Source organism: Planctomycetota bacterium (assembly GCA_033763975.1).
Lineage (GTDB): Bacteria > Planctomycetota > Phycisphaerae > Phycisphaerales > UBA1924 > RI-211.
In genome coordinates this window covers 46493-60000 of the sequence record JANRJM010000002.1, presented here as the reverse complement: position 1 = coordinate 60000, position 13508 = coordinate 46493, and the positions used below count along the sequence as shown (strand labels likewise).

Below are 13508 nucleotides of genomic sequence, written 5' to 3'. Positions count from 1 at the left end.
GCCCCGCCCGGCGAGGGGCCGGGGCGCGAGGAGGGCGCGTGCGCTACGTGCTGCGACGGATCATGCTGGGCCTGGGGGCGATGCTGCTCGTCGCGGGCATCGGCGTGGTGCTCGTGGGGCAGCAGATCCTGCACGTCATCGTGTCGTTCGGCATCGAGGAAGAAAAAGCGCGCAACGGCGCGTTCGCCGCCTTCGGGGGCGGGATCTTCCTGGCGGCGGTGGGGGCGGGGCTGCTGGCGGCGGCGGCGCCCGGGCACAGGCCGCGGGGCGTGAAGTAGGGCCTTACCCGCTGCCGACGAGGGCGGCGTTGGTGGGGAACCGCTGCAAGGCGGCGAGGAGCTGCTCGACCTGCTGGGGCGGGTGCATGGCGAGCAACCGCCGGCGCAGGGCGGTCATGGTCTTGAGTTCCTGCTCGGTGAGGAGCTTGTCTTCTTTGCGCGTGCCGCTCTCGGCAAGGTTGATGGCGGGGAAGAGTCGTCGCTCGGCGATTTTGCGGTCGAGGATGAGCTCCATGTTGCCCGAGCCCTTGAACTCCTCGAAGATGACCTGATCGGCGGCGGAGCCGGTGTCGACCAGGCAACTGGCGATGATGGTGAGGCTGCCGGCCTCTTCGGTGTTGCGCGCGGCGCCGAAGATCTGGCGGGGCACCTCGAGGGCGCGGCTGTCGAGCCCGCCGGTCATGGTGCGCCCGCTGCTGGCGTGCCGGCGGCTCTGGTTGAAGGCGCGCCCCAGGCGGGTGAGCGAGTCGAGCAGGATGACGACGTGGCGCCCGGCCTCGACCATGCGCCGGCAGCGCTCGAGCGTGGAGATCGAGATCTCGATGTGGCGTTCGACCGGGTGGTCGTTGCTGCTGGCGATGACGCGGACGCGGGGGCGGGCGGGCGGGGCGGGGGTGGCGTCGGAGCCGCCGAGGGGGTCGGCGTGGGGGTCGGCGTCGGGCGGGGCGGCTTCACGGAAGGCGGCCTCGCCCCGGGCCATGACCTCGCGCGCCAGGCGTTCGGTCTCGGGGCTGACGAAGGTGCGGCGGAAGTCGGTGACTTCTTCCGGGCGCTCGTCGACCAGGAGCACGACGACCTCGGTGTCGGGGTGGTTGCGCAGGATGGCGGTGGCGATGTCCTTGAGGAGCGTGGTCTTGCCGGCCTTGGGGGGCGAGACGATGAGCCCGCGCTGGCCGCGTCCGATGGGGCAGAACAGGTCGATGAGGCGGCAGGAGGCGGGGCAGCCGGGGTACTCGAGGGTGTAGCGGGGCTGGGGGTCGATGCTGGTGAGGTCTTCGAAGCGTTTGGCGCCCGGGCGGATGCTGAGGGGGTTGCCGTCGACATCCAGCGGGCCAGGCCCCTGGCGCGGCGGGGGCGGCTGATGGTCGCGCGGCTGGGGAGCGGGGGGGGTGTTGGAGTTGTGGGGGGTGTGGGGCGGGGCCTGCCCGGCGGCGCCGCCACCCCGGCCTCGACGCCTGCGCCGGCGCCGGCGTCCCTGCCCGCCTCCGCCCGCGTTTCCGAACTCGCCTTGGGTGTTCACGCCAACTCCTGGAGAGACTGCGTTCAGCGGAAGTACGGCCCGAGCGGCACCGGGGCGCTGGTCTCGGGCGTTCAAAACTCTCGACCCCGATCGGGGCGCGGACCGTGAGGACGGCGCCGTGCAGGGCGGCACGCGGAGCGCACGGCGGACAGGCGCGCGGATGTGGTCGTCAGGCCCGGGAGACTTGAGGTCGGCCTGCGGGGGGATCATACCACGGGCGGACGAGGGAACGTCGGCCGCGTGCTCCGGCGAGCGGGGGCGGCGTCGTTACTACACTGGGGGTCCGTGCCGTCGCCCACGCCGCCAACCCCATCGTCGTCCGCGAGCGAGGGGGCCGCTGCGCGAACGCCCGGCCCCGACGCGGCGGGCGGAGCGGCCCCGGGCGGGGCGGCCCCGGGCGCAGGGGCAGGGGAGCCGGGCGCATCGGCGGCGAGCGGGGCGGGGCACGGGCCCGCGGGGGCGGCGTCGCCGACCATCGTCTTCAAGGCGTTGCCGGTGTCGCCGGGGATCGTGATCGGCAAGGTCCTGGTGATCGACGACGACGTGCGCCGGGTGACGCGCCGGGCGATCCTGCCGGCGAGTGCGCCGGCGGAGGTGGCGCGGTTCGACGCGGCGGTGGCGGCGTCGATCGCGGAGATCCGCGGGGTGCACGCGCGGGCCGAGCGCGAGATGGGCAAGGAAGCGGCGTCGATCTTCCTGTTCCACGTGGGGATGCTGTCGGACCCGTCGCTGGTGGGGCCGATCCGCCGGATGATCGAGCGGGAACTGGTGACGGCGGACTACGCCGCGGCGAACCTGCTGGCGGGCTTGGCGGACCGGTTCCGGGCGGCGGGCGACAGCGTGTTCGCGACGAAGGTGAACGACATCGACGACCTCTCTCTGCGGCTGCAGCGGCACCTGGCGGGGGACCGGGCGCGCCCGCTGCTGGAGGCCGACGAGCGCACGGTGATCGTGGCGCGCGACCTGACGCCCTCGCAGACGGCGTCGTTCGATCGCTCGCGGGTGGTGGGGTTCGCGACGGACCTGGGGGGGATGACAAGCCACACGGCGATCATCGCCAAGGCGCTGGAGATCCCCGCGGTGGTGGGGTGCAAGACGCTGCTTCGTGCGGCGGCGGACGGGATGCAGATCGTGCTCGACGGGGACGAGGGGCTGGTGATCCTGAACCCGGACGCGTCGACGCTGGAGAAGTACGGGCGGCTGATGGAGCAGCGGGCGCTGTTCCGGGTGTCGCTGGCGGTGCTTTCCGACCTGCCCAGCGTCACCACGGACGGGACGGCGGTGGAGATCCTGGGGAACATCGAGCTCCCCGACGAGGCGCAGAAGGTGCTGCAGCACGGGGGCGCCGGGATCGGGCTGTACCGGACGGAGTACCTGTTCCTCACGCGCTCGCGCGAGCCGACGGAGGAGGAGCACTTCGCGGCGTACGCGCGCTGCGTGGAGCTGTGCGCGGGGCGGAGCCTGACGATCCGCACGGTGGACCTGGGGGCGGACAAGTACACGCAGGCGATGGAGGAGATCCCCGAGCGCAACCCGTTTTTGGGCAACCGGAGCATCCGGTACTGCCTCAAGAACCCGGGGATGTTCAAGCGCCAGCTGCGCGCGATCCTGCGGGCGAGCGCGCTGGGCCCGCTGCAAGTGATGTTCCCGCTGATCTCGACGATCGCGGAGCTGCGCCAGGCGAAGTTCCTCGTGCACGAGGTGATGGAGGACCTGACGGAGGAGAACATCGCCTTCGACGCGGGGATCAAGCTCGGGATGATGGTGGAGGTGCCCAGCGCGGCGATCCAGGCGGACTCGTTCGCGCGCGAGGCGGACTTTTTCTCGATCGGAACGAACGACCTCGTGCAGTACACGCTGGCGGTGGACCGGATCAACGAGCGCGTGGCGCACCTGTACACCCCGACGCACCCGGCGGTGCTGCGCCTGATCCGGGACGTGTCGCGGACGGCGCGCCGGCACAAGGTGCCCGTGTCGTGCTGCGGGGAGACGGCCGGCGACCTGGAGTACGCGATGTTGCTGGTCGGGCTGGGGCTGCGTACCCTGTCGGTCAGCAGCTCATCGATCCCGTCGCTCAAGCGGTTCATCCGGTCGGTCAGTGTGCAGCAGTGCGAACGCGCGGCCCGGCAGGCCCTCGCGCTCGATTCAGCGGACCAGGTCGCGCGGCTGCTGCGTGATCGGGCCCGGACATTCGTTCCCGAGGCGTTCGACGGAAGGTCCGTCGAGTAGGCTTTGGGAGAACAGACCAGCGGCTCGCGCGACGGGCGCCGGGCCGGACAGACTCGATTCCGGCGTGTCTTCGCCGGCGGCTTTGATGGATGTGCGCGTCGCGCCTCGGAGGCGCGCCCGCATCCGACGGGGGCGGGCGGTGCGCGGGGGGACAGGTTTCCCGGCGCGGGCCGCTCCCGGGACCGGGCGCCGGCGTCCGGGGCCGTTCGAGCGCTGCTTCGGCCGATGGAATCTTCGTCGTGCGCGCCGGAGCGCCCGCGCCGGGCGTGCACGCGCCCGGGGGGGCGCAGAAAGCGGGGGGCGTGATGCCCGACACGACGAAGATGCTGATCAACTATGTCCCGGGCGAGGAATGCCGCGTCGCCATCGTGGAGGACGACAAGCTCGAGGAACTGCACGTCGAGCGGTTCGCGCAGGCCTCGCGGGTGGGGAACATCTACGCGGGCGTGGTGGTGAACGTGGAGCCGTCGATCCAGGCGGCGTTCGTTGATTTCGGGGTGGGCGAGAACGGGTTTTTGCACGTCACGGACCTGCACCCGCGCTACTTCCCGGGCGAGGACGACGAGACGACCGAGCGCGTGGGGTTCAAGACGCCCCGGCGCGAGCGGCCTCCGATCCAGGCGGCGCTGCGCCGGGGCGACGAGGTGATCGTGCAGGTGCTGAAGGAGGGCGTGGGCACGAAGGGCCCGGCGGTCACGAGCTACCTGTCGATCCCCGGGCGGTTCCTGGTGATGATGCCCGGGATGGACAAGGTGGGGGTGTCGCGCAAGGTGGAGGACGAGGACCAGCGCCGCGCGATGCGCGAGATCCTGGACCAGCTGGAGCTGCCCGAGGGGTTCGGGTTCATCCTGCGAACGGCGGGGATGGACCGGACGAAGGCGGAGCTCAAGCGCGACCTGGCGTACCTGCAGCGGCTGTGGAAGGACATGGAGAAGCGGGAGAAGGCGGGCCCGCGGGGCAAGCCGCGGCTGCTGTACAGCGAGAGCGACCTGCTGGTGCGGGCGCTGCGCGACCTGCTGACGACGGACATCAAGGAAGTGGTGGTCGATCACGAGTCGGCGCTTCGTCGGGCGGGGCGGTTCATGAAGATCGTGGCGCCGCGCGGGACGACGAAGCTGCTGCACGCGCCGGGGCCCACGCCCCTGTTCCACTCGTTCGGGATCGAGCAGCAGATCTCGCTGATCCATGCGCGCGAGGTGCCATTGCCGAGCGGGGGGCGGCTGGTGATCGACCAGACCGAGGCGCTGGTGGCGATCGACGTGAACAGCGGGAAGAGCCGCGAGAGCCGCAACAGCGAGGACAACGCGTTCCAGACGAACCTGGAGGCGGTGGACGAGATCTGCCGCCAGCTGCGTCTGCGCGACATGGGCGGGATCGTGATCAACGACCTGATCGACATGCGTGAGTCGCGTCATCGCAAGGAGATCGAGAACCGGTTCAAGGAGCGGCTGAAGCGCGACCGGGCGAAGTCGACGATCACGAGCATCTCGGAGTTCGGGATCCTGGAGATGACGCGTCAGCGGATGCGACCGAGCCACGAGAGCGTGCACTTCACGGACTGCCCGACGTGCCGCGGACGCGGGATGCTGCAGAAGCCCGACTCGGTGGCGTCGGACGCGCTGCGCGAGCTGTCGGCGGTGCTCGACGTGCCGCGGGTGCACAAGGTGGAGATGGTCGTGGCGCCGCGCGTGGCGGGGGAGCTGCTCTCGACGAAGCGGGCGCTGCTGGGGCGCGTCGAGCGGGCGCACGGGAAGCACGTGGACGTGCGCGTGAGCGAGGCGACGGCGGTCGATCGCGTGACGTTCTACGCGTACGACGCGCAGGGCGCGGACATCGACCTGGGCAACCTGCCCCAGCCGCGCCGGCCCAGGGACCTGCGCGAATGGGTCGACCCGACGCCCGCGGCGGACTGGGCGCTGACGGACGAAGAGTCTGTCGCGCCCCCCGAGCCCGAGCCCGACATCGAGGGCGACACGGGCGAGGACGGGCACCCGATCGAGTTCGATCTTCCCGAGGACGCGGCCCCGGCGGGCGAGGACGAGGGTGCGTCGGGCGAAGAGGGCGGTGGACGCCGTCGTCGGCGTCGTCGTCGGCGGGGCGGGCGCGGTGGAGATCGTGGTGGAGAGCGCGGGCCGGATCGAGCCGCGGAGGGCGCGACCGACGGGCGGGCGCCGCGTCCGCCGGCGATGCCGCCACGGGACGCGCGTGACGACGCGGGCGACGGGGCCGATGCGCCCGGCGAGCAGCGCGGCGGCGACCAGGCGATGACGCCCGGCGAGGCGCGTGCAGAAGGAGAAGGCGGGCGGCGTCGGCGCCGGCGTCGCCGGCGCGGCCGGGGCGGCGGCGGTGGCGGCGGGATGGAGGGCGATGTGCGGCGCGATCAGCCCGATCGCCCGGATCGCCCGGATCGCGGGGATCGCCCGGTGCGGGCCGATCTCTCGGCCGCGACGGGCGGGGAGTGGGGCGATGACGCGGAACTGCCCGCACGCCCGCTCGCGACGGGCGCGGGCGAGCAGCCCGAAGGGCCCGACGAGGACGTGCGCGACGACGCGGTGCCGCCGGACGGCGCGGGGCCGGTGATTGCTCGCGAGAGCGCGGGCGCGGGTGATCGTGGCGAGGATGCTGGTGCGCCCGACGCGGAAGACGAGGGCCCGCCGCACGCCGCGGACGACGCGGACGAGGACGAGGCACGGTCGGATGGCCCGCCGCTGGGCGAACCGGGCGCGCCGGGCGAGGCGGGGGAACCGGGCGAAGGGGGCGTTCGTCGTCGGCGGCGGCGTCGGCGCCGAGGGCGCGGCCGTGGTCAGGGCGACGGGTCCGGCCAGGGTCCCGCGGGCGGCCAGGGTCCCGCGGGCGGCCAGGGTCCCACCGGCGGGCAGGGCCCGTCGGGCGGGCAGGGCGGCGGGCCGGCGAGAGGGGACCGGGGCGGCGGGCGTGAGTCGGGGCGATCGGAGCGCCCGGCGTCGGCACCGCGGCCGGCACCGCCGAGTGTCAGACCCCCGGCATCGTCCAAGCCACCGGCGCCTCCCAAGCCACCGGCGGCGGGCAAGCCGGCGCCGGAGGCGGGCGGGCCGCCGAAGGTGCGAACGCTGTACGGCGCGACGCGCCGGAAGTTGAGCCCGGCGGAACTGAACAAGCGGCCCAAGCCGGAGTAGCGGTCGGGCGCTCAGGGCGCGGGGTGTTCGGGCTTCTCGCCGCGCAGCACGCGCCAGAGGTCCTTGACGACCCAGCTCATGTTGACGTGGGCCGCGGCGGTCGAGGCGGCCAGGTGCGGGAGCAGGGTGGCGTTGGGCAGCCCGAGGAGCGGGTAGTCCGGGCCGAAGGGCTCGGGGTCGTGCACGTCGATGATCGCGCGGGCGCCCGGGTGGGTGCGGAGGAAGTCGGCGAGCGCGGCGGCGTCGACCACGACGCCCCGGCTGGTGTTGAGCAGGATGGCGGTTGGGCGGACGGAGGCGAGGAAGTCGGCGTTGACGAGGCGCGCGTTGGCGGGGCGCGCGTCGACGTGGATGGTGAGGATGTCGGCCCGCCGCAGGAGTTCGTCGCGCGGGACGGGGACGGCCCCGTGGCGCTTGGGCGCCGGGACGCGGGCGATGTCGTGGAAGAGCACTTCCATGCCGAAGCCCGCGCCGATGCGCGCGACGCGCCGGCCGATGCGCCCCAGCCCCAGGATGCCCAGGACGAGCTCGTTGAACTGCGCGGGCGCTTCGTGCGCGCGGCGGAGGGCGTTCCAGCGATCGGTGGGGACGGGCCCGGCGAGCGTCGTGCGCGGGCGCAGCACGTCGGCGAGCAGCGCGAAGACGTACTCGGCGACGGCGGTGGAGTTGGCGTCGGGCGTGTGCACGACCTGCACGCCCCGGCGGCGGCATTCGGCGACGTCGATGCGGTCAAGACCCACGCCCGCCCGCGCGACGCAGCGCAGGCGCGGGGCCCCGTCGAGGAACGCGCCGTCGACGCGGGTGTAGGTGCGGACGATGACGGCGTCGGCCCGCGCGAGCAGCGCGGGGAAGCGGGCGTCGGAGAAGTGGCAGACCTCGAGGTCGCAGGACTCGCGCAGCCACGCCCCGGCGGCGGGATCAAGGTCCTCGCACTGGATCACGAAGGGTCGGGCGTGGTCGGGGGGCACGTGGGGGCATTGTTGGCACGCGGCGAGGCGGCAGGGACTGGGCACTGGGGACCGGGGCAAGGCAGGAAGGCCACAGGGCCGCAGGGCCGCAGGGCCGCAGGCCACAGGGCCGCAGGGCCGCAGAAGAGTCAGAGGATCACACGGGCGCGCGGAGCGTTCTTGCCGCCCTGCCTCGCCGTCTCGCTGTCTCGCTGCCTCGCTGTCCTGAGCAAGCACTGGTCACTGGTGCGGCGGCTGGTTCGGGTCGCCCTGCGCGACCTCGATGATCGCGCTCATGGAGCCGGCGGAGCGGGCGAGCAGCGGGTCCTTGCCGTAGGCGTGGATCTGGTCGCGCTTGAGTTCGGCGTGCTCCTTGTGCGTGGTGAGGAGGATGACGCGGCCGTGCTCGTCGACGGTCTGGGCGGCCTTGAAGGCCCGCTCCAGCGGGAATGCGAAGAGTTCGCCCAGCATGCGCATGACGTACTCGTACGTGTGATCGTCGTCGTCGAGGAGCACGACGTTCCACAGCGGGGGCTGCCTGGTGTCGGGGGCGTCTTTGGGGGCCGCCTTGGGCGGGGGCAGGGTGGCGACGCGTTCGTCGGAGGTTGTCATGCATCCTCCTGTCGGTGAGACTGTAGGGGACAGGGGCCGGGCCAGGGGCGGCGGCGGGACAAGGAGCACGGGATGCGCACTGCGTGGGCGGCGAGTTGGCTGACGGGGATTGCGGCGTTTGCGGGTGGCGGAGTGGTCTCGCTCGCGCAGCCCGCGGACGACGCAACGGCGTGGGTGCGTACGCACGCGCGCGAGGTGCGCACGGTGCACGCGGGCGCGGACCTCGCGGACCTGTCGTTCCTCAAGGACATGATCGGCGATGCGCGGATCGTGGGGCTGGGAGAGAGCACGCACGGCTCGCGCGAGCAGTTCCAGTTCAAGCACCGGGTGTTGGAGTATCTCGCAACCGAGATGGGGTTCACGGTGTTCTCGATCGAGGCGAGCGCTCCGGAGAGCTTCGCGGTGGACGAGTACGTCTCGAAGGGCGAGGGCGATCCGGAGGTGCTCGTCGGCGGGATGCTGTTCTGGACGTGGAACACCGAGGAGGTCGCGGCGATGGTCCGGTGGATGCGCGCGTTCAACGAGCGCGAGGGCGCCGTCGGCTCGGGGAAGCGCGTGCGGTTCACCGGGTTCGACATGCAGAGCCCGGGGTTGCCGCTCAAGATCCTGCGCGACGCGCTGGGCCCGGATGATCCGCTCGCGGGCGAACTCGAGTCGCTCCGGCGCACGGTGCGGGCCATCGGTGAGGGGCCCATGGGGGGCGTGTCGCCGTTCGCGGTGTCGACCGGGACCTTTCCCGCGAAGCAGGCCGCGGGAAAGTCCGTGACGCTGTCCGGGTGGATCCGCACGGAGGACGTGCGGGGACGTGTCGGGTTGTGGTGGCGGGCCGACAAGGCCGACGGGTCGGTGGGTGCGTTCGACAACATGCTGGACCGAGGGCCGACGGGGACGACGGCGTGGCAGCGCTTCGCGCTGACGCTCGACAACCCGCCCGATACGACGAACGTGAACTTCGGCGCGATCATGACGGGCAAGGGGCGCGCGTGGATCGATGATCTCCGCATCGAACTGGACGGCGTGGAGTGGAAGGGCCCGGGGTTCGACCTGTCCTTCGGCGCGCCCGCGATGGAGGGCTTCTCGTCGGGTCAGACGCGCACGTACGAAACCGCGTTCGACGCGGGCGTCGGCCACGACGCGCCGGGGAGCCTGCGGCTGGCGAGCACCGCGGTCGAGCCCGACGGCGTCACGCCCGAAGAGGCACTGGCGGCGGCGGCGCGGTTCGTGGCGTCGCTGCGCCTTGCGGACGAGCGATTCGCCGGTCGCGGGATGTCGCCCGCGCAACGCGCCTGGCTCGGGTTCAACGCGAACCTCCTGCGCCAGTGGGCGATGATGTACGCCGAGGCGAACGGGTACGCGGCACGGGATCGCGCGATGGCCGAGAACGTGCGGTGGATCCTCCAGGGCGATCCCGACGCAAAGATCGTGCTGTGGGCCCACAACGCGCACGTCTCGGCCATGCAGCCCAACATGGGCTGGCACCTGCGCGAGTGGTACGGGAAAGACTACGTGAGCGTGGGGTTCGGCACCGCGCGGGGCACGTACGCGGCGATCCGCCGGGGCGAAGGGCTGCACGCGGGGAATCCGCTGGAGGCGCCGCCCGAGCGGTCGATCGAGTCGGTGCTCGACGCCGCCGCCCCGCCGATCGCGATTCTTGACATCAGGCCCGCGCGCGGCGAGACGGAGTTCGCGACGGCGTGGCTGCGCGAACGCCGCCCGTTCCGGTTCGTCGGTGCGATAGCGACCGAGCAGCAGTTCGGCGACCTGCCGGCGGCGGAGGCGTTCGATCTCCTCGCGTGGGTGCGCGAGACGTCGAGCGCCGTGCAGTTGAAGGGGAGGCGATCACCGGGCGTCGAGCCCTGATTGCCCCCGCGACTGCGCGAACGCCTGCTCCGCGACGCGCAGCGCGCGGGCGAGGGCGGCGGCCTTGTTGACGGTTTCCTGGTATTCGGCGTCGGCGTCGGAATCCGCGACGATGCCGCCCGAGGCCTGCAGGTGGTAGGTCCACGCGTTCGGGGCGTGCGCCGCGCGGGCGGCCAGCGGGACGACGATGGTGCGCAGCGTCAGGGCGATGTCCATCTGCCCGTCGAGCCCGACGTAGCCCAGGCCCCCGCCGTAGGGCCCGCGCCGGACGGGCTCGAGTTCGTCGATGATCTGCATGGCGCGGACCTTGGGGGCGCCGCTGATGGTGCCGACGGGCAGCGCGGCGGCGAGGGCGTCCCAGCAGTCGAGCCCGTCGCGCAGCACGCCGGTGACGGTCGAGCTGATGTGCATGACGTGGCTGTAGCGTTCGACCTCCATCACGCGGGGCAGGTCGATGGTGCCCGGCTCCGCAACGCGCCCGACGTCGTTGCGCCCGAGATCAACGAGCATGATGTGCTCGGCGCGCTCCTTGGGGTCGGCGAGGAGTTCGGCCTCGAGGGCGGCGTCGGCCTGTGGCGTGTTCCCGCGCCGGCGCGTGCCCGCCAGCGGGCGGTTCGTGACGATGAGGCGCGCCGGGCCGGGCGATTGCGGGTTCTCCAGCGCGACGCGGCAGAGGATCTCCGGGCTGCTCGCGACCAGGATGCACGCGCGCCCCTGGAGGTAGACCATGTAGGGCGAGGGGTTCACCGCACGCAGCGCGCGGTAGACATCGAACGGGTCGGCGGTGCTCGTGCGCTCGAAGCGCTGACCCAGCACGACCTGGAAGATGTCGCCCGCGCGGATGTACTCGAGCGCGCGGGCGACCATCGCCCCGTGCTGCGCGCGGGTCATGGTGCTCTCGAGGGGCGGGGCGGCGTCGGGCGGGGGCATCTCGCCGGAGCGCAGCGGCTCGCTGTGACGCTCGAGCAGGGCGAGGCGGTCGTGCAGGCGGGCGAGCGCGTCGTCGTACGCCGCGGCGGGGTCGGCGTGGGGCGCGACCTCGGCGAGTTGCACGACGCAGACGAGCTTGTCCACGTGGTCGAAGACGACCACGCCGTCGTAGTACGCGAAGTCGAGGTCGGGGAGCGCGCGGTCGTCGCGCGGGGCGGCGGCGAAGGGGAGCTTGTCGGGCTCGGCGTAGCGCACGCTGTCGTACGCGGCGTAGCCGACCAGGCCGCCGAGGAAGCACGACGGCGCGCCGGGCGTGCGCACGAGGCGCCGGGCGCGGGCGAAGGCCTTCAGCGGCGCGAAGGGGTCGGGGGGCGTTGTCTGTTCGCTGGCCGAAGGCGACTGCGCGCCCGAAGGCGACTGCGCGCCGGGCGATGCAGGTGGCGCGCCGGGCGCGTGCTGCTCGATGGTGACGGCGCCCTCGCGCGCGATGAACGTGGTGCGCGGGCGGGCGCCGAGGATGGAGTAGCGGCCTTGGCGCTCGCCCCCTTCGACGGACTCGAGGAGGAACGACGGCGCGGTGCGGTCGTCGGGCGAGACGAGGCGGCGGTACGCGACCACCGGCGTGAGGTGGTCGGCGAGCAGGCGGATGCAGATGGGGATGCAGAGGGTGGCGTGGCCGCGTTCACGCGCGACAAGCGCGAGGAACTCCTCGCGTGAAGGGGTGGGCATGGGGAGTAGGGTAGAAGAGAGGTGAGGAGGTGAGGAGGTGAAGAGGTGAGGATGTGAGGGGGTGAAGTGCCCTCCGGCTCGCGAACTCGCAACCTCCCCCGTGGGCGGAGGATGATGCCGAATGCCGAACGCGGAACGCGGAACGCCTGCTCCTACTTGGTCTTCTCCCGCCACGCGGCGATGACGGCGGCTTCGCGCCCCTCGGGCAGCGCGGTGCGCAGGCGCGTCGGGTCGGACATCTTCGGCGGTTCCTTGCCCTCGGCGATGGCGGCGTCGCGCATTTCCTTCGTGACGCGGGTGCGGCGTTCGATCTCGCCGGGCCACCAGCCGAGGATCTCGGCGCACGTGTCGGCGGCGGGGCGCGTGGTGAGCCCGGCCTTCACCGCCTTGTCGATCGAGCGCCGGTGGAACCCGGCGTACTCGCCTTCCGGCGGGATCCAGATCGGCAGAATGCCCGGCCCCAGTTCCTGCGTCGCGAGGAAGTCGGCGGGGATCCAGACCTTCGTTGCACCCTCGCGGTGCATGCGACGCACGCTCTGCTCGCAGGCGTCGATGAGCGCGCCCCAGGTGGTGCCGCCGACCGGCCCGCAGACGTTGATCGGGCCGGTGACCTTCCGCTCGACGGCGTTCAGGATGAACGCGGCGAGGTCGCGGACGTCGATGAACTGCACGGGGTCGTCGGGCGATCCTGGGACGAGCATCTCGCCCCCCTGGCTGGTGCGCACGGGCCAGTAGCTGAAGCGGTCGGTGTCGTCGCGCACGCCGACGATGTACCCGGGGCGGACGTTGAGCGTGCGCCCGGGCATGGCGGCCTCGGCGGCCTGCTCGCACAGGGCCTTCAGCGGGCCGTAGTTCTCGAACTGCGCGCCCATGGTCTCGACGGTGGGGTCGGCGAGCGTGCCGAGCGGGGCGTCTTCGCCCATGCCGGGGGTGTCGTTCTTGGCGTAGACGGAGAGCGTGGAGACGAAGGCGTAGTGCGAAGCGGCGGGGGCGAGGAGTTCGGCGGAGGCCTTGACGATGCGGGGGACGTAGCCGCTGGTGTCGATGACGGCGTCCCACTTCGTGCCGGCTTTGACGGCGGCTTCGATCTGTTCGAGGCCCTTGGGGCCCTCGGGCTTGGGGTCTTCGGCGTGCTTGTTGGGGTCGCGGTTGCCGTAGAGCTTGGTGACGTCGTCGAAGGAGGTGCCCTTGGTCTTCTCGCGCTTGCCGCGGTTGAAGAGCGTGAGTTCGTGCCCGCGCTTGAGGGCGTCCTCGACGATGGCCGGGCCCAGGAAGCCCGTGCCCCCGAGGATGAGGATCCGCAGGCGCTTGCGCCGCTCGACGCCCGCGAGCAGGGTGGGGGTGAGCGCCAGGGCGGCGGACGAGGCGAGCGAGACCTTGATGAACTCACGGCGGGTGTGATGCATGACAGGGCTCGATGGGCGGAACGGGCGAATGGCCCGGACGCCGCCCCGTCCGCGCCGATGGGGCACGTGGATGCGCTTCCCCAGGGCGTCCGTCACGGAAATCGGCGCGGGGCCCGTACGCT

At 72.5% G+C, this 13508-nt stretch carries 9 protein-coding genes; 4 read left to right on the top strand and 5 right to left on the bottom strand.

The features are described from left to right. Nucleotides 1-38 precede the first annotated feature (38 nt). Entirely contained in the window at nucleotides 39-278 is a 240-nt protein-coding gene (locus SFY69_01585; GenBank protein ID MDX2130727.1) for a hypothetical protein, read from the top strand. A 4-nt stretch (nucleotides 279-282) separates the two neighbouring features. Here SFY69_01585 and SFY69_01580 read toward each other — a convergent pair whose 3' ends face one another. Beyond that, nucleotides 283-1518 carry a transcription termination factor Rho gene (locus SFY69_01580; protein ID MDX2130726.1) on the bottom strand — a complete coding sequence of 412 codons (1236 nt, stop codon included), beginning with the start codon at nucleotides 1516-1518 and terminating at the stop codon, nucleotides 283-285. Nucleotides 1519-1803: 285 nt separating this feature from the next. Between SFY69_01580 and ptsP the strand changes: the two genes are divergently transcribed. Continuing rightward, the gene (gene ptsP / locus SFY69_01575) at nucleotides 1804-3747 is read left to right on the top strand and encodes a phosphoenolpyruvate--protein phosphotransferase (protein MDX2130725.1); all 1944 of its coding nucleotides are present in this window, start codon (nucleotides 1804-1806) and stop codon (nucleotides 3745-3747) included. Between the two features lie 305 nt (nucleotides 3748-4052). Further along, the gene (locus SFY69_01570) at nucleotides 4053-6902 is read left to right on the top strand and encodes an Rne/Rng family ribonuclease (protein MDX2130724.1); all 2850 of its coding nucleotides are present in this window, start codon (nucleotides 4053-4055) and stop codon (nucleotides 6900-6902) included. 11 nt (nucleotides 6903-6913) lie between these two features. Here the strand turns inward: SFY69_01570 and SFY69_01565 are convergent, their stop codons facing one another. Then, nucleotides 6914-7870 (bottom strand): NAD(P)-dependent oxidoreductase, encoded by a 957-nt coding sequence (locus SFY69_01565; GenBank protein ID MDX2130723.1) that lies wholly within the window; start codon nucleotides 7868-7870, stop codon nucleotides 6914-6916. Nucleotides 7871-8089: 219 nt separating this feature from the next. Next, a complete protein-coding gene (locus SFY69_01560) occupies nucleotides 8090-8461 on the bottom strand; it encodes an ATP-dependent Clp protease adaptor ClpS (GenBank protein ID MDX2130722.1) in 372 nt (123 codons plus the stop codon). Nucleotides 8462-8533: 72 nt separating this feature from the next. Between SFY69_01560 and SFY69_01555 the strand changes: the two genes are divergently transcribed. Beyond that, nucleotides 8534-10321 (top strand): erythromycin esterase family protein, encoded by a 1788-nt coding sequence (locus tag SFY69_01555; protein ID MDX2130721.1) that lies wholly within the window; start codon nucleotides 8534-8536, stop codon nucleotides 10319-10321. On the opposite strand, the gene SFY69_01550 is transcribed toward SFY69_01555, so the two are convergent. Then, nucleotides 10301-11980: a chorismate-binding protein gene (locus tag SFY69_01550; GenBank protein ID MDX2130720.1), complete on the bottom strand. Its 1680-nt coding sequence runs from the start codon at nucleotides 11978-11980 to the stop codon at nucleotides 10301-10303. The two genes, SFY69_01555 and SFY69_01550, sit on opposite strands and share 21 nt — an antisense overlap. Before the next feature lie 152 nt (nucleotides 11981-12132). Next, a complete protein-coding gene (locus SFY69_01545) occupies nucleotides 12133-13386 on the bottom strand; it encodes an NAD-dependent epimerase/dehydratase family protein (protein MDX2130719.1) in 1254 nt (417 codons plus the stop codon). Nucleotides 13387-13508: the final 122 nt, after the last annotated feature.